The organism is Anaplasma ovis str. Haibei (assembly GCF_002214625.1).
GTDB lineage: Bacteria > Pseudomonadota > Alphaproteobacteria > Rickettsiales > Anaplasmataceae > Anaplasma > Anaplasma ovis.
In genome coordinates this window covers 128141-151241 of record NZ_CP015994.1, presented here as the reverse complement: position 1 = coordinate 151241, position 23101 = coordinate 128141, and the positions used below count along the sequence as shown (strand labels likewise).

18 protein-coding genes and 1 pseudogene are annotated in these 23101 nt (G+C 48.3%); 7 read left to right on the top strand and 12 right to left on the bottom strand.

Going from position 1 to position 23101, the window contains the following annotated elements; genetic code table 11:
• Positions 1–150: 150 nt before the first annotated feature.
• Both AOV_RS05550 and alaS read right to left on the bottom strand, forming a co-directional pair.
• Positions 151–1782 (bottom strand): annotated as a pseudogene (locus tag AOV_RS05550) (hypothetical protein); the annotation flags it as partial.
• A gap of 19 nt (positions 1783–1801) precedes the next feature.
• Positions 1802–4450 carry an alanine--tRNA ligase gene (alaS, locus tag AOV_RS00655; RefSeq protein WP_075138728.1) on the bottom strand — a complete coding sequence of 883 codons (2649 nt, stop codon included), beginning with the start codon at positions 4448–4450 and terminating at the stop codon, positions 1802–1804.
• Positions 4451–4534: 84 nt separating this feature from the next.
• On the opposite strand from alaS, the gene pstC reads away from it, so the two are divergent.
• Both pstC and AOV_RS00645 read left to right on the top strand, forming a co-directional pair.
• Positions 4535–5662, top strand: a complete 1128-nt coding sequence (gene pstC / locus AOV_RS00650) for a phosphate ABC transporter permease subunit PstC (protein WP_075138727.1) — start codon at positions 4535–4537, stop codon at positions 5660–5662.
• Positions 5640–6455: a type I glutamate--ammonia ligase gene (locus AOV_RS00645; protein ID WP_075138726.1), complete on the top strand. Its 816-nt coding sequence runs from the start codon at positions 5640–5642 to the stop codon at positions 6453–6455. The genes pstC and AOV_RS00645 overlap by 23 nt, the downstream gene beginning before the upstream one ends.
• 10 nt (positions 6456–6465) lie before the next feature.
• On the opposite strand, the gene AOV_RS00640 is transcribed toward AOV_RS00645, so the two are convergent.
• The 5 genes from AOV_RS00640 to AOV_RS00620 all read right to left on the bottom strand — a co-directional run bounded on the left by AOV_RS00640 (position 6466) and on the right by AOV_RS00620 (position 12723).
• Entirely contained in the window at positions 6466–7260 is a 795-nt protein-coding gene (locus AOV_RS00640; RefSeq protein ID WP_075138725.1) for an MBL fold metallo-hydrolase, read from the bottom strand.
• A gap of 246 nt (positions 7261–7506) precedes the next feature.
• Entirely contained in the window at positions 7507–7932 is a 426-nt protein-coding gene (locus AOV_RS00635) for a hypothetical protein (RefSeq protein ID WP_233497179.1), read from the bottom strand.
• 107 nt (positions 7933–8039) lie between these two features.
• Entirely contained in the window at positions 8040–8651 is a 612-nt protein-coding gene (locus AOV_RS00630) for a hypothetical protein (protein ID WP_233497178.1), read from the bottom strand.
• An 11-nt stretch (positions 8652–8662) separates the two neighbouring features.
• Positions 8663–10129 (bottom strand): hypothetical protein, encoded by a 1467-nt coding sequence (locus AOV_RS00625; protein WP_233497177.1) that lies wholly within the window; start codon positions 10127–10129, stop codon positions 8663–8665.
• 71 nt (positions 10130–10200) lie between these two features.
• Positions 10201–12723, bottom strand: coding sequence for a hypothetical protein (locus AOV_RS00620; protein ID WP_075138721.1), 2523 nt, complete (start codon positions 12721–12723; stop codon positions 10201–10203).
• A 198-nt stretch (positions 12724–12921) separates the two neighbouring features.
• Here AOV_RS00620 and lpdA point away from each other — a divergent pair, with 198 nt between their 5' ends.
• Positions 12922–14334: a dihydrolipoyl dehydrogenase gene (gene lpdA, locus AOV_RS00615; RefSeq protein WP_075139433.1), complete on the top strand. Its 1413-nt coding sequence runs from the start codon at positions 12922–12924 to the stop codon at positions 14332–14334.
• Positions 14335–14433: 99 nt separating this feature from the next.
• Entirely contained in the window at positions 14434–16185 is a 1752-nt protein-coding gene (locus AOV_RS00610; RefSeq protein ID WP_117374377.1) for a hypothetical protein, read from the top strand.
• A gap of 286 nt (positions 16186–16471) precedes the next feature.
• Here AOV_RS00610 and AOV_RS00605 read toward each other — a convergent pair whose 3' ends face one another.
• The gene (locus AOV_RS00605) at positions 16472–17077 is read right to left on the bottom strand and encodes a P44/Msp2 family outer membrane protein (RefSeq protein ID WP_275542900.1); all 606 of its coding nucleotides are present in this window, start codon (positions 17075–17077) and stop codon (positions 16472–16474) included.
• Positions 17078–17257: 180 nt separating this feature from the next.
• Here AOV_RS00605 and AOV_RS00600 point away from each other — a divergent pair, with 180 nt between their 5' ends.
• The 3 genes from AOV_RS00600 to AOV_RS00590 all read left to right on the top strand — a co-directional run bounded on the left by AOV_RS00600 (position 17258) and on the right by AOV_RS00590 (position 18512).
• Positions 17258–17635 carry a TrbC/VirB2 family protein gene (locus tag AOV_RS00600; protein WP_410518149.1) on the top strand — a complete coding sequence of 126 codons (378 nt, stop codon included), beginning with the start codon at positions 17258–17260 and terminating at the stop codon, positions 17633–17635.
• Positions 17636–17649: 14 nt separating this feature from the next.
• On the top strand, positions 17650–18033 hold the full coding sequence (locus AOV_RS00595; RefSeq protein ID WP_075139431.1) for a TrbC/VirB2 family protein: 384 nt from the start codon (positions 17650–17652) through the stop codon (positions 18031–18033).
• Positions 18034–18326: 293 nt separating this feature from the next.
• A complete protein-coding gene (locus AOV_RS00590) occupies positions 18327–18512 on the top strand; it encodes a hypothetical protein (RefSeq protein WP_075138717.1) in 186 nt (61 codons plus the stop codon).
• 113 nt (positions 18513–18625) lie between these two features.
• On the opposite strand, the gene AOV_RS00585 is transcribed toward AOV_RS00590, so the two are convergent.
• The 4 genes from AOV_RS00585 to gshB form a co-directional block, all read right to left on the bottom strand.
• Positions 18626–20017: a sigma-54-dependent transcriptional regulator gene (locus AOV_RS00585; RefSeq protein WP_199463069.1), complete on the bottom strand. Its 1392-nt coding sequence runs from the start codon at positions 20015–20017 to the stop codon at positions 18626–18628.
• 249 nt (positions 20018–20266) lie between these two features.
• Positions 20267–21040: a cell division protein FtsQ/DivIB gene (locus AOV_RS00580; protein WP_075138715.1), complete on the bottom strand. Its 774-nt coding sequence runs from the start codon at positions 21038–21040 to the stop codon at positions 20267–20269.
• Positions 21033–22037, bottom strand: a complete 1005-nt coding sequence (locus AOV_RS00575) for a D-alanine--D-alanine ligase (protein WP_075138714.1) — start codon at positions 22035–22037, stop codon at positions 21033–21035. Before AOV_RS00575 ends, AOV_RS00580 begins: the two co-directional genes overlap by 8 nt.
• A 136-nt stretch (positions 22038–22173) precedes the next feature.
• Positions 22174–23100: a glutathione synthase gene (gshB, locus tag AOV_RS00570; RefSeq protein WP_075138713.1), complete on the bottom strand. Its 927-nt coding sequence runs from the start codon at positions 23098–23100 to the stop codon at positions 22174–22176.
• Position 23101: the final 1 nt, after the last annotated feature.

Sequence of the window (23101 nt, the reverse complement as noted above, 5' to 3'; positions counted from 1 at the left end):
ACCTCACTTCTGGGATGCTTAATTGAGCTTCTTGCTGCATCTTTCAAGGCCAGTGCCGGCATGTTTACTGCATAAGATGTGACATCAGGTCGGGAATGCCGCCATTACCTTACTCAGTATGGACCTATCTGATAGCTTTCGGGCTAGTTCTTACCCTATCATCAGTGGTATTGTGACAGGGGATTTAGACTGCTGTTGTTGTCCTTGAGCAATCTGGGTTTCTGCTTGATTGAGGGAGGATATCTGTCCAACCTCATTCACAGCACTAGCAAGGCCTTCAGCTGCCTCCTGTAGGGTATTTTGATCGATACCTGCTGCACCTTTGGTTTGCTGTGCCTCCTGGAGGGTATTTTGATCGATACCTGCTGCACCTTTGGTTTGCTGTGCCTGTTCAGTTGAGCAGGCTTTTACTGTAGCACCTATTAGTGTCTCTGCAGTAATGTTGTTATCATTTGCTGCCTTGCTCATGGCCTCATCTACAGCTTTGTAGTCTGCAGCTGTTGAGGACAACAGGTCTTTCACATTTTGGCTGACTTGTTCACCAATAGCTTGACCTATGGTTACTACACCATGTGCTAGGCGACTTGCTACGGAAGATATGCCACTAACTACTGAGTCTACGAGGTCCCTAGCTGACTTAGCAGGTTCTTGTTGTGCAAAGGACTGCACATACTGATTCATCTCTTCTTGGGATATAGCACCTGCATCTCTAAGCTTGGCAAATATTTGAGTAGCTTCATCAATCGCCTTGTTTACTTGTTGGGTACGTTCAGCCTTGACATCACCACCCATGGCCATGGCATATGCTTCACTGATTTGTTGTTGAACTTGTGCCTGGTCTGCCCTTTCTTGCGCACGTGTCTCAGCTGCTTGTTTGATGGCATCATATGCTTGGCCAGGTAATGCAGCTGCTGCCTTTAGTGTATTCTCTGCTTTGGTTACAGCTTCCTTCAATGCGTTGTAAGCATCTTCACATGCTTTGAGTACACCTTCACCTACCCTTTCGTGCTTTAGGTATTCATCACTTGCGGCTCCATGATCCGTCTTAGCCTGCTCAACAAGTTTTTGGACAGCATCCTTTATGCCACTATACACGGCTTCCGTGCTCTTGAGCACCATGTCAAGGGTATCCTTGGTGAGGCCTTGCTTCATGATGGAGACTGCTAATACCCCACAATGGGTTATGGCATCACCAACTGCTTTGAAGGCGGTTACGATGGCTTGGTCAGTCTCCAGACCTTGGGTACTTAGGCCATCAAGCAATGCATCAACTGGTGCGAAGGCGTGCTTGATAGCTGCAGCACATGTTGTGAGTTTGCCAGATACTGATGATACAAACTCTGAGGCCATGATGTCTCTGGCCGACTGCTCTATGTTGTCTTTGATAAACTTCTCAAACTTCTCGCATAACTCTGATGCTTTACCATCCACATCCATCGTAAGCATCAGAGTTGTAACAGGGAATCCTGCCACAGCTCCTAGCATGAATGCTGCGCATAGGGAGACTGTACCAGTTAGCTTAGCCACATGACCTATGAATACACCAGTCATGCCCAGGCCTTCCCAGGTGCTCTTAGCTGCTTCTGCAATCTTATGCGCTATACTGTCTAGTTTACCGTAGAAGGTATTGCTACCTACACCATCAGGAGCCCATGGCTCAGTGCTGGGAGTTGGAGTACCACCACGGTTGATGGCAGTTTGAAGTCCTTTGATCTCATCAACCGCATTACCCCACTTGAGAGATGCCTCATTGAGCTTTTTGCTGCACTTTTCAAGGCCAGTGCTGGCATGAGATGTGACATCAGGTCGGGAATGCCGCCATTACCTTACTCAGTATGGTAGACAGCGCTTCTTGCACACTACTAACCTCTAGGCTAACCCTGGCAAGACCGGTATTACCTCCACCCTTACCTTGCAAATCCGCCAAAGCTTTGACCAGATCCGACGCACCAAGTACCTTGCTGGCAGTGTCACCAACCCCAATAATGAGGACAGCCTTGCCATCCGCGGCTGTAGCTATGGCAAAAATTCCACTCTCGGCTTTCCTCGCGCTCTTCATGAATTCCATTATCGCGTCTACTGGAATCGTGGGGAAATAGCCGCAGTGCAGCACAACTCCTGCACCGCAGCTCACGGGGTTGATAGCGCTTCTGATAATCTCGTGCCAGGCGCCAACTAGCTTTTTTTTGAGCTCGAGCTTTTCTTTTAATAACCTCTCTAACCCCTCGGAGACTTCGCCCACAGGCACCCCAAGACGCCCTGAAATATGCAGCAATGTGTCTCCATTTTTCCTGAGGCCATCAACCACAGACTGTCCGGTGATTGCTTCAATCCTGCGTACCCCCAATGCAATACCAGATTCCGATACTATTTTAAAGGCGCCTATGTCACCAGTATATCTAACGTGGGTCCCACCACATAACTCTTTAGAGTCACCCATACTGACCACCCTTACGCTGTGCTCAGAATATTTTTCCCCAAAAAGGGCAATCGCCCCACCCTGCACCGCTGCCTCAAAACTGCAGTGATCGGTGAGGACCGGCTTATTAGACATTATCCTGCGGTTTACTTCCCTTTCAACCAACACAATCTGCTCTTTGGTGAGCGCAGACGCGTAGCTAAAATCAAACCTAAGTTTGTCCTCGGCAACCAGAGAACCTTTCTGCTGAATGTTCCCATCTATGTAAGTCCTGAGTACGCTGTGTAATATGTGAGTGGCCGAGTGGTTGGCCTTAAGCCGCTCTCTTCTATCTACATCTATGGCTGCATCAACTGTGTCACCAACATTGAACACCCCACTGGTAATGGTACACTCATGAATGTGCAAATTGGAGGCCTTTCTCGTGTATGTAACCTCAGCAACGTTCGCACTACCAGAATTTGTAACACCAGAAACACTTGTAATCGAGCCTTTGTCGCCCTCCTGCCCCCCTGATTCAGCATAAAATGGCGACACATCCAGCAATAGACATGCCTTCTCGCCGGAATTGACTGACTGCACAACCATTCCATCACGCATTATTGATAAAACAGAGGCTTTGGTAGAGCAACAATCATATCCCACAAAGCGCGTATTCTTGTGTTGCGCCTGCAACTTTTCCCACAACCCGTGGGAAGCATCTTCGCCAGACCCTACCCAGTGCTTGCGAGACCTCTCCTTCTGCTCTCCCATACCTTTATCAAAGCCTTCCTGATCAAATTTCAGGCCCCTTTCTTTGGCAACATCCAGAGTTATGTCGAGAGGGAATCCAAATGTGTCATACAGCTTGAACGCAATATCTCCAAGCAACACCTGACCCGGCAACAGGCCGCCTATTTCTTTCTCTAGCAAGGCCATACCCCTTCGCAAGGTATCCACAAAACCCTCCCCTTCAGACCTCAGCGCAGACGTTATTGACTGTTCACACCTGACCAATTCCGGATACGCATCACCCATGTACCCAGCGCTGTTCTCTTTGGTAAGCGCAGGCAATACCTCATGTACGGCAACATTGCTAGGGTCCAGTTGATATGCATATCTTACAGCTCTTCTTATTATGCGCCGCAGAACGTAGTTCCTACCCTCATTCCCTGGTGACAGCCCTTCAGCAATCAAAAACGCCGCGGCTCTTATATGGTCAGCTATCACCCTGTGCGCAATCGAGTTATTTGGGGAACCAAAAACATCCTGCGATTTCCGAATAATTGCCTTGAACAGATCAGTATCGTAGTTGTCACAAACGCCCTGCACCACCGCTGCGGCTCTTTCTAGCCCCATGCCAGTGTCTATACATTTGCGAGGCAACGGGTTAAGCTCACCGCGCTCATCACGGCAAAACTGCATAAATACAAGATTCCATACCTCAGTAAACCTGGGCCCATCAGCGTCCTTAGAGCCGGGAGGGCCACCCTGTACGTGCTCACCATAGTCGTAGAAAATCTCAGAGCATGGCCCGCAAGGGCCGGTGTCACCCATACTCCAGAAGTTATCACTGGTGGAGATTTTTATTATCCTATCATCTGGAAATCCAGTAATCTTTTTCCATATATCAAACGCCTCTTGATCCTCGCTATACACTGTGATCCACAGTCTGTCCTTACTTAGGCACATTTCTTTGGTGACAAAACACCATGCCAACTCTATGGCACGCTCTTTGAAGTAATCACCGAAGCTAAAATTGCCCAACATTTCAAAAAACGTGTGATGCCGGTTTGTGTACCCGACATTCTCAAGATCGTTGTGCTTACCACCAGCTCTCAGGCACTTCTGGCTGGAAACCGCAGTTTTTGCGCCGTCAACACTGCCGCCAGATGTGAATGCCTGTTTAAATGGCACCATGCCAGCACTGGTAAAGAGTAGTGAGGCGTCACCCATGGCGACCAGCGGGGCAGATGCATAAAGCTTGTGTCCATTCCTCACAAAAAATTCCAGGAACTTTTTTCTGATACTACTTAGTGAACCACTATTCATGCACGAGACTTAAAGTGATGTACAAATCCGGACATAAGTATTAGCATACTAGGCACGAGTTTACTAACAGGAATTAGCATCGTAATGACGCTACGTTTGGTTGCGCTTCTCTCCGTCATGCCCGTTGGGTATTACCTGTGGAAGTTGCTATCTTTCAGGGGAGGGTACGCCGCATTTCTTCCAGTAGGCGCGGTGCTAGCGCTGCTCTCTGGTGGCCTGTTGTACGCACAAAGCCAAGCAGCAGTTACGGTGATTATTGCCCTATACATTGCGCTGCTTGCCTCCTCAGCAGTGGTACACTTGGATAAAAAGTTTGCCATGTTGCGGTGCGCCATGTTTTTATCCACCTTCCTTTCCTTCGCCACGGTAATTTGCATAGCAGTATGTTTGGCGTTTAAGTCTAAGCTATTCTTTACGGAAGTCCCACTGGCAGACTTTTTGCTCGGAACCACGTGGAACCCGGACTCACAGGTGATAAACGGAAAGCTGGCAGGCTCTTTTGGTATACTTCCTCTGCTGAGCGGTACGTTGCTGATAGTTATAGTAGCAATAACAGTGGCGCTCCCCCTCAGCCTGCTATCCGCAATTTACGTGAGCGAGTATTCGGACAAGAGAGTGCGCCGCACTTTTAATACCTTGCTGGAAGTATTATGTGGAATACCAACGGTAGTATACGGATATTTTGCAGTAGTGTTTCTGTCTCCGAATATACGTAGCTTTGCCGAGTTTTGTGGCCTTAACGCACAGTCCGAAAATTCCCTTACTGCCGGACTGACCATAGGTATAATGATTCTCCCTTTCGTAACCCTACTCACTGAAAACGCTCTGAGGTCAGTGCCCAAAATACTGAGATACGGCTCCATGGCGCTGGGAGCGACGCGGGCGGAGACCACATGGAATATAGTAATACCTTACGCCCTGCCAGATATTTGCAGCTCAGTGATATTGGCAATTTCCAGAGTGATTGGTGAGACTATGATTGTGCTAATGGCTGCGGGCGTCACTGCCAATTTTACATTCAATCCCTTGCATTCGGTTACAACGCTCACTGTACAAATTGCAACAATACTCACAGGAGATCAGAACTTTCAGAGCGTGCATACGTCTTCCGCGTACGCCTTGGCTCTGACGTTATTTGTCATAACTTGGGTACTAAACCTCGTCGCTGCTTACATCACTAGAAGGACTGATGAACCTTCCAAGAACGCTTGACCACACACTGCTACACTTACGAAATGAACTTGCCGTGTGTCCGCTGATTGGTGTTGAGCTGGAGTTCTATGTCAAAGGTATGGAAGATGAGGCGCTCGAGGAGGAACTTTTCGCTGCGTTTTTGGAAGATGTTAGACCACTAAATTGGGACGTAGCCAAAGAAACTCACAAATCCCAATATGAATTACAAACGAGCTATGGTCCCGATGTTCAAGATCTGCTAGCCAATCTGTTTTCCGTGAAAAAAACCCTGCAGCGCACCGCTGAGTCTTTTGGTGGCAATTTAGACTTTGCAGCAAAGCCATACATCGAGAAACCGGGCAGCGCATTTCATGTACACATCAACCTAGTAGACCAGCACTCCAATAATTTGTTTTCCAAGCGCAGTGCGAAAATGAGTGATACATTACTTTACTCCATAGGTGGGTTATGTGCGCACATGAGACAGCATATGATCTTTTTTGCACCATATAGTCAGTCTTATCTGCGGTATACTCACGCTGACAATAACACCCCAACCACGGTTAGTTGGGGCGGGAATAATAGGAGTACCGCAATCAGGCTACCTGATACATCCCTGGCCCCCGAAAATACACGAATAGAGCATAGGGTACCAGGTGCAGATTGTGACTACGAACCAGCTATAAATGCAATACTGACAGGCTTGATACGCGGCATTGAGGACAAAATATCCCCCCCGAAGAGGATCTTCGGCATTGCATCAGACCCTCAGTACAACCTGGAAAAACTCCCACATAGTTTACAGGAGGCCAGGAGATTGTGTTGTTATTAGGTCAGCAGCACTATACGTTCAGTTCCAAGCCATCATAGGCGACGAGGACATTCCTACCCGGTAGCTTTTCCTTCACGTAATCCACCAGTTGGTGATAGTCAATATCGTGGCTCATATGGGTGAGCACAGCGGTTTCGGGGTTAAGCTCTTTTATCCACTCTATACACAGGTCCACATGCGCGTGGGCCGCAACCTCCTGATACCTAAGACACCCTAAAATTAGCAAGCGCTTATCGCGCAGTATATCCCACGAACTCTGCGGAAAGGATTTCACATCTGTACAATAGGCAACGCTATCATCAAACAGAAATCCGCTGCTATTGACCTCTCCATGTATCTGCCTAAACGCAACTACCTTGCACCCCCCTACAAAAAATTCTGTATGATAGCGGACGGGGTGCGCAACTAAATAGTGGCATTTCTTCCAGGGGGCGCCTGGTTTACCTGGAATGAAAAAGTACGAACTACTGGCAAGCAACATGGATAGCGTGCCATAGTCGGCATATACCGGCATGCAGTTAGCGCCTCCCCTTACGTTAAAAGCCTGAAGCTCGGCAATACCTGCGCAATGGTCTGCATGGAAGTGGGTGAATAGCACGGAGTCTAAAACGTGCAGTTTATGGCGCAAGGCCTGAGTACGCAAATCCGGAGAAGCATCCACAAGTATGCGCGCATTATCTTTTTCAATCAGCGCTGAAGTCCTTGTCCTTTTATTGAACGTTGAATCCGAACTACAGACACTGCAGTCACACCCTACAGTCGGCACACCCATGGAATACCCACATCCGAGAATAGTAACTTTCATATCCAGCAAAAACCCCCTCACATCAGCGTCTACAGGGTATCAGGCATAGTACGTCTACGCAATGGGCAAGACGCACATAACTAAACGCTTCCTTGCACCAACATATTCGCACGCGGCAACCCTTTTAGCATCAGATTGCGGCAGCACCCATAATGCATCACCCAGTCTGTATGCAGCGCCACCTAGGAGCAAATCAGACGTATAATTTACACTTCGGAAGAAGTGGACCTTTGCGTAAGCGCCACATTACTTCCCAGATTCGTGCGCATCCAACTTGCTTAGGTCAGACTCAGTGAAAAACATACTGCGAATTTCTCCCACTTCATCCTTGCGCATTTTGCGTTCTATAGCGCGCTCGATGTCTTTTACGTCAGCATCACTTAATTCCTTGCCCCTTTTTACAAAGCTATTGCCTTTGGTCCTATAGAAGTCACACGTTGTGGCTCTTAGGCGGGAAACAGCCTGGATGTCCACGTCGCTACTCTTGGTCAAGAGTTGCATCAGATAGTTAGAGATCGCTGGAAAGTCATCCTTGGAAACCCGGCATAGTGCAAACCCTGAACTATCCCTTTCCGCATATCTGCAGTTGCCGTCACTAATCCCAAGCACTTCGTAGATTATCGACCCACCATGGAATTGCGCAACACACCTATACGCGTTACACCCCATCATGGCGTGCACCAAGCCTACACACTCTTCTGCAAATAGGGCAGTGGGAGCACATAGGCACAGGGCAAGGAGAATGGATATCGGTTTCCAGATACGCTTAGTCGTGCGAGTCATAGGTGTTTACCGTATATGCCATACACGTCGAGGATAACCTCGCCTTTTACTGTCGGCAGTATTACTTTTCTGCTGCTTGATACCAAAACTTCTTGCGTAATGTCTCTTTCTTTAGTCATCTTCAACAATCTAACAGCGATAAAACCGGGGATATCGTATTTTATCGCGTGTACAAGCATAACAGCGTGTCGGTCAGTCAACGCTTCGAATTGCATGCGGACCACATGCCTGACAACCTTCGTGTACTGTTTTTTATAATCATCGCTCATATCCCGAGGACTGGATACAGTGAGTTCTTTGATGATCACTTTATGTTTTCTACACAGGCTTCGAATAATCGATTGCAAACCCGCACTGCCGTGCTCATCATCCCTTGAATAAACATGCGTGTCTGACATTTCCCGCCAGATAGAAAAGCTATTGTTCAGCTTGGTTTCATGTTCATGAACATTTTGGATTTCAGCATTGACGCTTGCAATACTGCGCGTAAGAGCACTCTCCGCCGCCCTGTACTTTACCATGCTGTTGTACGTACTTCCCAAGGTAGCACACAATACAACCAAAATTATAAGCAATACTGCCTGCAACACACAGTATCTACGCAGCATAAGATTTCCCATTACGCCCTTTCCAAATAAACGGTAAAATCCTGCCCGCCACTAGGTGCCTGCACCACCCTGATTTTATAGTCGGCAAGCTCCCCAGAAAGCTTACGTTCCACTTCCTCACTATTTCCAGATTTGATCGCCACACCCAGTTTGACCACAACTTTAGAATCTTCCAGAATTGACCATGAGAAGCTGGTGATATCAAAATTTCGCTCACTCAATTTGCTGATTGGTACAATCGCTTTACTTATGGGGCAGGGGCTGGCACCAGATAGCGAACGGTAGAGATCCACTGCCTCGTACATCTCATTCACTTTGATAAACTCCCTGTCACTACGCAGTTTCAACAGCTCTCCAGTCAAAGATTCGACAGTTGCCCGCAGCTCTGGTTCCTTTTTTGCGTAATTTACAACCTCTGCGGACCATAGTACGTTGAGGATAGTAACCACTAAGATGGCTGCACATGCGGGAATAATGCCAACTTTTTGTAGTAGACGCGCTCTACTGCAGGCAATTGTGTCTTTCGTATGTAACCGGGGTCTGCACCCAGCCGAGTGGTGGATAGTAAAATACAGTAGAATCGTATCACAATATATGCTGCCCACACTTACGCAATTTTTTATATCTAGCAACTTCCCAAGTTCATATGGCGTGAGTATGCTAACATCCACGCCCTTAAAATCGAGCGCTAGTAGGCTGGATTTCACACCACCCGAGACTACTAAGCATATTCCCACATCGGAGATATCATAGGTCTCCCCGGCGGCGGTAATGCTCTGCAGGGCATTTTGTGCCTCTTGGTGTACTTTTCCGGACATCACATCTGGTAACTCACGCTCACCCTTCGAGACCTCTACGGTAACAGATGAAAATAGCTCCCCGTTGCGGAGCACAACCTGGCGCAAATCCCCTGCCTTGGTATACACAAGAAACACGATCCATTTCTTCCCGGGCAACCCCCCTTTTACCATCATTGCCCTTGCAATATTTGCCAGTTCTGTTGATAGAAGCATGATCCCCCTAAGGTTGCCAGGGGCGTGTTCGGATGAGAGTTCAAGCAGGCCACTAAATAGCTCACTTTGGATAACGCTCTCAGCAAACACGTATTCCCAACTACCGTCACTGTTGGGAGATTTAGAATTCAAAAACGCCGCACTAAGCTTGTTCTGGCTAACTATGTTGCTGGATTTTTTCCTTGCAATGGATCGGGCAACGAATGCATTCGTAGCTGGAATAGGGTGCCTCGTGTAGGTTTGGTTCGAGTGATCAAGAACAAAATAGATTTGAGACTTTTTGTTAGAGACAATGCACAATTTTGCATCGCTCCACTCTTTACTTCCCACGCTCTCGACAAAGAGTTTACTGCGCACCTCCCCGTCAACTGTGTGTACTACGACTGCACCGTTATCTCCAACCAAAATGGCAACTTTGCTTCCGTGGCGCAATCCAAGAAAACCCATCCTACCGACCGGACACAAAAACCCCTAAGCAGCCGCGGCAGATTAGACCTGCCCGGCCGGTAGTGTAGGCTAAAAAACGTTAACGTAGGCTAAAGCGCACTTGCATTGGTGCCACTGCGTTCTGTTGATGTTAAGCAGACCTGTTCTGACGCCCCTTCAACAACGTACGAGGATCTTGGCCCAGATTCATAAAAAAGGTCTAGGCTTTCGTCGCAGTCTAGACGATAAATCCTGTTGCGAAAGTTGACCACCCTTCTGTATCTTGCCACAAATACTGCAACTACAACAACCAGCGCCACCAGCAAAGCGATGCCGCCAGCTGTAGCTCCCCATTTGATGGCATCACTAGTTGAAGAACTCGCACTTGAGCCCACCGTACTGCTATCAGCAGACCTGGCAAACCGCGCATGGTCGCCACCAAGGGGAGCGATGACCCGGGCAGCACCACCAGCAGGCAAGTTGCCCACCACAACATGGCTACGGTTTTGCCCCAAAGTAGTAACTCCTCGTTGCTCTTCGGTAGAATTTACCGATGACGATGAGCCATGGTTGCGCTTGTGGTGGGTACGCGGACCTACATCATTATGAACATACTCCATAGCACCATGTGCGCCACCCACGTAGGGGGTTATCACAGCTGGAAACTCAGTACTCGAACCTGGCCAAGTTCTTATAGTAGCCTCGTAGGGCGTTGTGTGCGTACTATCGGTAGGGTGTTCCGTTTGGTGTGTGCGGGGCGTAGAGCCCGGTGTAGTGTGCTCTGCTGCTTCGGTAGTGACATGCGGCTGTACGCTGGCATCACCATGCTTTGTGGATTCCAGCCCCACATCAGAAGCGGATCCAGCAACTTCTCCAGGTGTAGTGCCTAAAGCACCCTCCGCATGGGTGGTGAGCTCATATACCTCCCCAGAAGTGGTTTCTTCTGGCTGCTGACCCGATGCTTGCAAGTATCTAACTGGATACGCAAATTCAGTTACATCCAAGTAGAGCGCCTCCTGCTCACCATGGTTCCCGACGACAACTGAAACTGTGTTAGTGCTTGTGCTAACCGCGTTGATACGGGGTACAAGCTGCAGCCCCTGGCTTGCAATATTGATAAACTCACGGATGTCTAGATCTTTGGCATTTACTGAAGTTGCATATGCGCTGCATCCGCATCTACCGAGCATTAGCTTGTCCAAGCGAAGCTCGCACATGCGCACCACACTAGATTCATCAACAACAGTTATCCCCACGCTACCATCTTCCAGAAGCTTTACATTCATTGAGGTAGGCTGTGCATCAAAGTTCAATACTCGCCGAAAAACTTTACGCGTCTTCCCATCATATGCTGCAATGCTGAGGCTTTGCTGTGGCGTTCCCTGTTCATCCACATATATGGTGTACCGTGTGCCTTGCAACTCTATGTGGTCAATTGGGCCAATAGCGTCTGACTCAGATAGAGCAACTGTCTGTCCCCCTATGTAACACCTGGGAGCGCCTGTTGAGCACTCTGCAGTCTGACTCCTTAAACTGTATGGAATGTCCGCATAATGCGCTTTGTAAAGCATTGTGTACTGCTGGCCTTTCCTATGTACGTACCTACCAACGTATGTAAGGCCAAGTTTGCCTGCTCTTGAACCCCATACAATGAGTTGCTCAGGAGTACCTGTTTTAGGATTAGCTCCAGCACGGCTGAACAAATGTCTGTTGGAAACATCGGTTCTGCTACGAGGCTTAATCAGGCTGAAATCCTTGCTGGAGAGCCTCCACATGACGTACGCCTGGTCCGAGGGGTTTGCTCGTCTATCCTTTGCTCTACTGACAATAACGATATCACCTTTGTCATCTCTAGCAACGCTCAGGGGCTGGGAATATAAGCCAGCGCGCTTTCCGTCGGTGTTAAGCTTTATGCTCTTCTCTTCCTCAATACTCACCGCACCTGAACTATTGACTGAGTACGCCTTGACCGCCACTTCCCCAGCGTATGCGGCCGCGCGCCCATCAGAAGTTCCACGTTCAAGTGTCGCGAACACTACCTTGTGTGCTCCGTCTTTATCGAAAGCCACAAATGCTGGTGGGTAGTTGGAGGAATCTTGTGAGGAAACTGGGCGGTCATTCACTTTGATAGTCTCAATGCCATCATTGGCGAGAACTCTAAAGTGTAGATCGCACTCTCCACTGGCAGATTTCACGTAATACGTAGCAAAAGCACGGGTGCCATCGCCCCAGAATCGCACATTTTTGCTACCCAGGAAGTGCAAGCTGTCTGCCTCCGCACTTGGTACGTGTTCGGGTTTAGCATCAATATCGCGTTCCAAAATTACTGGCTCATGCCGTCCTACATGGCCATACAAGCCCAAGTTCCGTTGCCTATCTTGCTGTAGCTCGTGGTTGGCCTTATGCAGATCGCTGCCAACAGCTTGCCACTCTTCTGGTAATTTTGAAGGTATTCTTTCCCCATGCTCAGCGTTTATCTTCGGTCTATTGCCCCCTTTCTGACCGCCTTGGCCATCAGTGGGCGCGTTAGTATCTTCCTGGTGTGGCGCACTCTTCACAACATCAGTTTCGTGTGCTGTATTGCCATTTCCACCGAGGAGTGCAACCAACTTATCCAACTCCGGTTTCCACATCTTAAATAATCCTTAACATTTTAACAGGAGTATTAAAATATTAATTTTTCTATCAGAAATCAATCTCTTTTGACGGCAACCCCCATCCATGGTCCCCATTCGCTGGGCAATGCACCCCGTACAGACATAAAATTCCGTTGCTAGCACCTGTTGTTTTGCATATCATTCCGCCATCTCATGTGTGTTTGCAGATTTTTTATGGAAAGCTGTGACTTAATAGTCGTTGGCAGCGGCCCTGGCGGGTATATTGCTGCTATACGCGCCGCCCAACTCGGTTATAGCGTAACCGTGATTGAGAAGGAAGAAAGCCTGGGTGGTGTGTGCTTAAACTGGGGGTGCATACCCACTAAGTCACTGTTAAAATCTGCTGAGGTATACAGCAAGCTGCTCAAGGCAGACAGTTTCGGCATGGAAGTCAGCGGCGACGTTAGCGTGAATATTGCCAAGGTGGTAGCCCGCTCCAGAGAGGCAGTGAGCAAGCTCGGACATGGCGTTGCTGGATTGATGAAAAAGCACGGCATAAGGGTACGTCAGGGTTTTGCCCAAGTATTGGGCGGCGGGAAAGTAGCAATTAAACAGAAGAGCGGGTCTTCAACTATTGCGGCAAAGCACATAATACTGGCTACGGGGGCCAGCGCCAGGCCGGTGCCCGGCTTGGACGAAAAAATGCTGTGGACAGCCAGAGATGCAATGCTTCCCAAGGCTCTGCCGAAGTCTTTGCTGATTATCGGAAGCGGGGCTATAGGAATTGAATTTGCAAGTTTCTACAGTCATATGGGCAGCAAAGTCAGCATAGTGGAAATGCAAAATCGGATCCTGCCCCTAGAGGATAAAGCTGTCTCAGAATTTATGCAGAAAATCCTGCAGTTGCAGGGCGTTGAAATTTTGACTGGGGGGTCTGTACACTCGCTGAAGAAGGCAGGGTCGGTAATGCAGGCACAGATCAAGCTCGGCACACAAAAAGTTGTCACCTTAGAGTACGACAATGCAATTGCGGCCATAGGCGTCATCCCAAACACACACGGGCTGGGCTTGGAGAACACCAAGGCAACTTTAGACGAGCGTGGGTTTATCGTGACTGACGATTGCTGCCGCACGGCTGAACCAAATTTGTACGCCATTGGTGACGTAGCTGGCCCTCCATGTTTGGCACACAAGGCGAGTCATGAAGCAGTTATGTGTGTTGAGGGGATAGCTACATCTGATGGCATCATGAAAGACAAGCCCCATCCATTCGGGGTACATAACATACCCAGTTGCATATATTCGATACCGCAGGTTGCCAGTATCGGGCTCACAGAAGAGCAGGCCAGGGCTCAGGGGCTTGACGTTAAGGTGGGAGTTTCACATGCGAATTGTAGTGGAAAAGCTATAGTCTCCGGAGCGATAGATGGTTTTGTTAAGGTCATTATAGACTCCGCATCTGGAGAGCTGCTTGGTGCCCACATGGTGGGAGAAGAAGTCACCGAAATGATCAACGGATATGTGATAGGCAAACAGCTAGAAGCTACTGACCTTGACCTATTGTCAACGATATTCCCGCATCCTACGTTATCAGAGATGATGCACGAGGCCGTATTGGCCGCGCTTGGCAGACCACTAAATGGTTAGTGTCACGCAAAGGCTGCTTTCCATCTCTCCAGCAAGTCCGGTAAGGGACTTGCACTAGATACAGCAAGGGGTCAATTACTATCCAGTGCTCTGGGTAGGATGTCCATGAGTGATGTGCATAGACTCAAGAGGGAAGTAGTAGATAGTGAAGGTATAGCAAGTCCTGTAAGGGCAATGTTTAGTAGACAGATCCCTGATGGAGATACATTACTTGCTGGAGAGATGGCAGGAGTTGATGATGGACTAGTTATACAAGAGTTGAGCAGACCAGAAGAGTTAGAGAAGTTACAACATGAACTAGCAAAGCAAGTAAGTAAGTTAGCAGAACTTGGAGAACTCAAGTGGTTAGAGAGACTAGAAGCCATAGAGACTGAAGAACTCCAGGAAATGAAGGAGAGGTTGAGACTTAAGGCAGTGAGAAGTAAGGAAAAGCTGAGGGAGCTGGGGGAGAAGAAGCTAGAGGAGGAGGTGAAGAAGCTCAAGGAGGAGCTGGAGAAGCTGGGGATAAAGAACGTAGAGAAGGCAAATGCTGAAGAGCTGAAGAAGCTGGAGAAGCAAGAGGAAGAGAAGATAAAAGCGCTGGAATGGTTGGGGAAGAAGCTTGAAGAGATAGGAAAGTTGCAGAGTGCAGAGGAGATACAGAAACTCAGGGAACTGAGTGACTTGGGACTGCTAGAGGTGAAGAAGCTGGAGGAGTTGAAAGAGCTAGGGAAGCTAGAGGAGATACAGAAACTCAAGGAGTTGGAGACGAGCAGCGAGTGGGAAAAGCTGAAGGAGAAGAAGCTAGCGTTAGTAAAGACATTAAAAGAGAAAGGAGTGTTCAGTGCAGAGGAGAAATCGCTAGGGGAGCTGGTAAAAGAGGTGAAGGAGCTGGAGAAGCTAGTAGAGAAATTAAAAGAGAAAGGAGTGTTCAGTGCAGGGGCAGAGCTGGAGAAGGTGGAGGACAAAGTTAAGGGGGAAGCAGGCAAAGAACTAGCAGCGATAAGGGAACTTAAGGCATTAGGACTGGAAGAGCAGTTGAGGACATTAGCTGAGGTTAAGGAAGTCAAGGCATTAGCTGAGAAGCAGAAGATTGAAGGATTAGAGATTCAAGAGGGACTTCAGCTCACAGAGAGAATGAGGGGACTAGATAGAAGACTAGTACGGCTAGCAGCACAAAAGCTGGAGGAGATACAGGAACTGACACAGCGGCAAAGAATACGTAAGGAGACTAATCCGCAATCTATAAGGAAAGCAGCAAGTATGCTAGAAGAGATAAGTGTGCTAAGGGAGCTAAGACAGTTAGATGAGCTAGTACCAGAAGAGCAGTTGAGAACATTAGCTGAGGTGAAAGACACTATAGCACAACTGGAAGCACAAAAGCTGGAGAGTAAGAAAAGGGAGCTGGTTAAAGAGTTGGTAGAGAAGAAAAAGGCTCAGGGACTCTTTGGAGCACTACTAACTCTGGGGGAAACACTAGTGCTTGGGACAGATAAGTCGAAAGGGCAAGAGAAACTAGCTGGAGTGAAAGACACTATAGCAAAACTGGACAGAGAACTAGCCAAGATCAAGGCACTAGAGGAACTTACAGAGATAGCTGAGAAACGTGGAGTTGCTACTACACTCAAGGCTGCATTGGCTAATGCTATGGAGACTACTAAGAATAGGGGTTGGACTGATTATTTAAACAGTCTAGATTCAAGTAAGGTAACTGATGCTGTAAGAGAACTAATCGCTGCTGAGAAAATTAGAGCATGGGCTAGGGATATAAATAACTTGGATGTAGATGAAAGAGTCTGTACGCTACCAATGACCACCATCCCTGACGTACTAATGGTTTCACCTGCAACAGAGAGCAGTGTTGCATCATAGCCAAACACTGCACTAATCTTGTGGTGTTCTGGTTACAGGTGGTACCTGCAACTGTGGGCTGAAGATTTAGAGATAGGAAGATAGGTGTTTGGGTGATGCAAGTAGAGTTGGGAGATGAGGATATTTGGATCAGTCATCACACCAATTCCCTAGCTTACACCCACCAAGGCCATTACGTGAGGAGAGAGATTAGTCACCTAAATCCCTAGCCACCGTCAAAGTTGGTCAACATTAGTCATCACACCTCATTTCCCCGAGTCCATATACTCCACTTTCCCATAAGTTACTATGTGCACCAATAGTTACTGAACACCGCAGTAACTATTGCGACTGTGACTTTGCAGTTACTTGTGTTTCCACTAATCGCCATCCCTGACGTACTGATGGTGTCACCTGCAGCAGAGAGCAGTGTTGCATCTGCATCAGCATTGAATGCAGTACTGAGCTTGCCATTGGTGCTCTGGCTATCGGCGGTACCACACTTGTTGGTGCCACTGCCACTGTTAGCGGTACCACACACTTTCCTACTCAGTGCATCACCACCAGTAGCACCCTCTACTGCAGTACCCCACTTCTTAGCTTCACTCTTGGTCATCTTACCTAAAGCATTAGCAAGACGGTCTACCTGACCTCTTGCTGTATCATATGCTAACTCCTTTCCTAATAAGAATACTGAAGCTGTATCCTCATTAGACTTCTTACCTCCCTTGATGACAAACCTTTCATACCCTACTTCTACTTCAACCCTTGCTCCTCCAATGCTATACCCAATGCTCCCCTCTAGGGCTGTGAGGGTGTGGGGGACAGGATTGGAAGATGAGGTTCCTGAGTGAGCCCAAGGTCGAGTATGTTGCAGGATGGTGCCACATTGGGTACCAGTGAAGTTGGGCAATACGGGAAACTTCAGGTGTGGTCGGGAAGTGCCAGCCCTGGTGCCACCAAGTTGGAAATGGGGTGCCAGCTGCTATGGTCAGTAGTTTTGAGTAAAGCTAGGAAACTGGGTGCCAAGTAGAAGTTAGTAGGTGCCTGGGTGTAGAATAAGTGCAACTGTGTCTATGGTGACAATACCACACTGTGTAGTTGCGATGTTGCACCGAGACATCTGGCTACAGCAGTGGTAGCCTTGATATGGTTATTCATCACTGCAGGTTCTACTTATGCTGCCAGTACCGCTACTGCTGATGATACAGCTACTAAGGTCATATGTAATGTCATTGTCTTCGTGCAGAAGCTTGGGCTTCCTATCATGACTGGAGTGATATTGGGTTCCAGTATTATGGCCATCTTCGGCAGACTCGCATGGCCTGCCATTGTTATGTTGGTTGTATTTACTGCCATATTCTTTGGTGCTGGTAAGCTCATGGCTAAGTTCGCTGCTGGGCTAGGTAGTGAGATTGGTGATGCCAGTAAGTTTGAGTGTAAGGGTGGTGGTGCGACCACAACTGGTTGAGAGGTTTTGGGAGAGTGGTGATGTTGCTTAGATTCTTACTGATTGCTGGAGTGTTAGCATGGGGTATCTTCCATGGTGTACCTGCATCGGCTGATACTCCTGCTGCTGACGATACAGCTACTAAGGTTATATGTAATGTTATAGGGTTTGTGCAGAAACTTGGATTACCCATCATGACTGGAGTAATACTAGGTTCTAGTATCATGGCTATATTCGGTAAACTCGCATGGCCTGCCATTGTTATGTTGGTTGTATTTACTGCCATATTCTTTGGTGCTGGTAAGCTCATGGCTAAGTTCGCTGCTGGGCTGAATGATACAGGTGTAGGTAGTGCAGAGAACTTCAAGTGTGTTGATGGTGGCGGTGCCACATTGGGTGCCAGTGGAGTTAGGAGATGAGGTTCCTGAGGTTAGTAGGTGGTGCCAAGAACTTTGAGTGTAAGGCCCAGTCTTAGCGCCAGCCTTGGTGGCACCAAGTAGAGTTGGGAGATGGGGTGCTGGAGGTTAGTGCAGAGCTCAACTGTGTTGATGGTGCCACATTGGGTGCCAAGCAGTGAGATTGGTAATGCCACATTGGGCAAGGGTAAGTAGCGTTGGAAGATGAGGCTAGCAACTGTGTCTATGGTGGTAATGCCAGACTTGGTGGTACAAGTTAGAGATAGGTGCTTTAGTGATGTTTTGGGAGAGTGGTGATGTTGCTTAGATTCTTACTGATTGCTGGAGTATCAACATGGAGTGTATTCCACAGTGTACCTGTGGGGGCTGCTGAGAAAAGTAAATCTCATCCACAAAGATTGGCGAATAGACCCGCAGGGAATGCTGGTGCAGGTACCACCATCAGCAGTAGGAGAAGCCTGGGTGGGAGCGCTGCTGCTTAACTTCCGCATAGACCCAAGGCTTTTAGCTTCTTGTGTCCGTAGGTAACGTTGGCTCGCACAGAGCCATGATAATGAAACCCACAACGTTACATGAATAGGTCTGGCGCTGCCACCTAACTTCCGCATAGACCCAAGGCTTTTAGCTTCCTATGTAATGCAGACCTTTCCATGCCAATAAATTCAGCAGTTTTGGACACACTACCACCAAACCTTGATAGCTGCGTCCTCAGGTAGTGTCTCTCAAACTCCTCCCTCGCCTTTCTTAGAGGCGCAGAAACTATGTGAGTAAACACGTTGTTGATCGGCGAGCCACTCACAATTTCCGCGGGAAGGTCGTCTATTGTGATTATGTCTTTAGAGGACTGCATGATCAAAATCCACTCCAGAACATTGCGCAACTGGCGCAGATTGCCGGGCCAACTGTAGGACTGCATAGCCACAATAGCATCTTCACTGATGGGTCGGGGGGACAGCCCCATCTTTCTGCATATGCTGCGCATCATGTATTCGCATACCTCGGGAATATCCACACAGTACTCAGAAAGAGACGGAACTCTGATAGGGAAGACGCCCAGCCTGTAGTAAAGGTCCTCACAAAACCTCCCTAACTTCACTTCCTCCTCAATTACGCGAGAGGAAGACGCAATAACGCGCGTGTCTATTGTAACAGGGCTTTTTCCATTCTCCCTGTATATCCTGCCTTCCTGAAGCAGCCGCATCAACCGCATCTGGGCGTCATACCGCAAATCTGTGACTTCATCTATGAACAAAGTACCGTGGTTTGCCTGCTCAATGATCCCAACGCTATGAGGCACAACATTGGGCAGCGCACCGTTACCGTTCTCACGGCCGAAGATATTTTCCAAGTAGCTACTCTCAGGCAAAATAGAGGGGCAGAAGGGTACAAACGAGCTATTGCATCCCTTAAACTTCCGGTGTACAAACCTGGCAACCACCTCCTTTCCAGTGCCAGGAGCACCGGTGATGAGTATCCGGCTGAACGTGGACGCAGCTTTGCTGATCGTACTCCTGAGGTTTTTGATCTGGGGTGAACTTCCCACAATTTCATAATCCTCAAACAGGGATCTGAGCTCATAATTTTCTCTTTTCAATCTGCCAGACTCGACAGCGCGCTTCACCACCAATTTCAGCCTATTCTCAGTAAAAGGCTTTTCTATGTAGTCATAAGCACCTATATGCAAAGACTTCACAGCGGTAGCTATGTTTCCATGGCCGCTAATCACTATGACGGGCAGGTGGGGATACCTATACCTGAGCTTTTCTAAAACACTCAGTCCGTCAATGTCAGACCCCTTCAGCCATATGTCTAGGAGCACAACATCCGGCTCCCGCTCATAAGCAAGCTTAATAGCTGTTAGTCCATCATGCGATACTTTGGTGACGTAATTATCGTCACTCAAAATATCCTGGACCATAGCCCTAAGATCTGCTTCATCATCTACAATCAGTACTTCTGGCGTATAAAACCTCTTAGCCCTAGACATAAACCCCACACTCTTTCAGATCAGCAAACATTCTACCTGGTACGGTAAAAATACGCTTAACCGGACACACGCTGACTACCAGGCAAATATTATTAGTCACACCCTAAGATATTTCCACACATGCGTATATTCAATCAAATAATGCAGGATGTCTGTAACTTATTCACAGCGTCCACAACATCCGTACGTAACACACCCACCTGAAGGGGACATAGCGCCAGGTAAATATTTTCAAAAATTCGACCACGCTTACTTCTTTATGAAAATCTTGTCTGGAATTCGCATGTCAACAACTTTCCACATCAGTAATTCTCCAGAAGATTTGTACAGCTGCGCCAAATAATTCCACGCAGCTTGGGGATTATTTTCTGGCAGCTTAACCTGCAACCCACTGGAAAAGCCAACGTCCCAACGCCTATTGCCAAGCCAGGAGAAAGACGAAACCATAGTGCTGAGCATTCCCCCATTATTGAGCACTTCGCGCACAAAATGTAAACCCTCCAGAGCCTCATCACCATAAATCGACACTAAGTTGTCAAGTCGCTCGTCAGAGTCCACAATTACATGCCCGGTGTTGTCAATTATCGAGTTCATCCCATGGTGGCGCCAATTAGCAAAAGCTGTGTATTCTTCAATTGTTATGCACAGCACACCGTTGGCCAATTCTCTACGTACAGCAACTTCCTTTACCCAGGGGCTGTGAGATTTTATGCGATTTCTCAACGTGCGTAACGACAGCAAAACTATTGGGCTGTCTTTGTTGATCATATTTAAAATCTCTGCCGTAGAGACTACGCTGTTCCCCCTAATCACAACCTCCCTCGTGGAAAACCCCGCTTCGATTAGCGCATTGGAAACCGCCGCAGAGATGCCCCCCAACCACGACCTTACACTAAGATCTGGCATTCCCCAACCGGCAACAAAAACCACCGCACTCACCACAAATATGTGCCTAACTGCACGCATGCATAGCGACGTGCTGCGAGCCGCAATCGTGCGACGGCCAATGGCACCCTTACACATGACTTGGCTCACGGCTCACGGTCTCTCCCATAAGCTCACCGATGTATGTCTTACAGCTGCCACCAATACCCAGCGCATCTTTTACTATCAGATCCACAACTTGGTCGAAATTCAATCCACATCTTAGCCACAAAATTTCTGGCAGCGCCGAGGAAACAGTCATCCCAGGATGAGTATTTATCTCCAACAGCTTCAGTGCTTTGTTTACCCCATCATATCTGAAATCCACCCTAGATAGAGTTCTGCACCCCAGGCACCGGTGTAGCTTTATCGCCCATTCCATCGCCAAACTATATATGTCATCAGGAATATTGGCTGGAAATATGTGCTTACATAGCCCCTCCGCATATTTTGCATCATAGCTGTATATCCTACCCTCAAACAAGAATTCCATGGTGCCAATCGCCCGGTCCAAAAATACAGCAGTTTGCACTTCTTGCCCGGGCACGTACTCCTCTACAATCATCCTATCTTCCAGCATGTCAGCATAAGCGGAAAGACCCAGATATTCAGACTTAGAAAAAATTGCGTGCACTCCTATTGTTGAACCGCCACGTACGGGCTTAATCACAAATGGGTAAGGTAGCACTTCCTCAGCGGATAGCAACTCCTCCTTGGTAAGCACGTCAAACTTCGGAAAGTCTATACCCAGAGACTTAAGCACATGCTTGGTAAGCAGCTTGTCCATACCAACCGAGGACGCAGCAACATGAGAGTGCGTGCATGTCAGCCCAAGGATATCCAGCAACCCAGAAACGCAGCCGTCCTCGCCCTGCCCTCCGTGCAACGCGTTATAGACAAGATCTGGAGCCATGGCTAACAGCTGACTCACAGATTCCCTGTTCAAATCTAAAACAGTGGCATTGTGACCTAGTCTACCCAGAGCATCTGCAACCCTTTTTCCGCCTGCCAGAGATACTTCACGCTCGGGAGATGAGCCACCACACAGCACTGCAACCGACAGCATGCCCGCATTACACGCGAGACTCACCGGCATAGAAAGCCCCCCATCCAGCTAAAAACCCCCCATCCAAGGCGCGCCACAACAGCGCAAATAGCACAGACACACCGGCCATGGTAAAGCAAAACGCGGCACTATGCAAGGCGAGTACCTATATATTTACTCGTGCATGTTACGGAGACTTATGTGACAACGCGTATTCAAAGTGGTCCCAGCAGTCTCTCTCCAGCGTCTTTCCGTACACTTGGTTAATTTCCAGAATGCCACAAGGCGATGTAGTGTTCACTTCTATAAGACAGCCTCCCAAAATATCAATGCCAGCAAACAATATACCAACACTGGATAGCAGCATTCCCACATCATGGCATATTTCACGCTCTTTATCCGAAAGCTCGGTTGCCTCAGGCACCGCTCCTACTCTGAGGTTAGTTCTGATCTCACCAATGGCGGTCACTCTTCGTCGTATAGCCCCAATAGACTTGCCGCCCAACAACACTACCCGCTTGTCGCTGCTTACGTCGTCAATAAACTGCTGCGCGACCAGGGGCGCTCCATAATGCTCCACCATCGATGCCGATATTCCGCCAACATCAGCCTTACCACAGACTCTGCATACACCATTGCCCCCGTAGTCATACAATGGCTTGAGCACTATATCTCCATACTCTGCATAGAAAGCACTTATCTCACTCACACTTTCGGTAATTAAGGTTGGGGGAATAAACTTAGGAAATGATAGCGGCAGTAGTTTCTCCGGATGATCTCTTATCGCTTTGGGATTGTTAACCATGAGGACATTCAATCGCTCAAGCAAGTAAGTTGTGGTCACATATTGCATATCGAAAGGGGGGTTTTGCCGCACAAACAGTATGTCCAGCTCCCCCAGTGAAAGCCTAGCTTTGTCATAAAGACCCAACGAATCTGCTCCTACGCGGATGGAGAATGCCTCGGCAACTAACTCCCCACACGAAAACGCGAGGCCAGCTGGCCGGTAAAAAAACACCTCATGCCCACGACGTTGAGCCTCTTCTATGAGCTTTACGGAAGCATCACGTCCAACTACAACGTCCTCGTCCATCTGGAAGGCAACTCTGAGCACG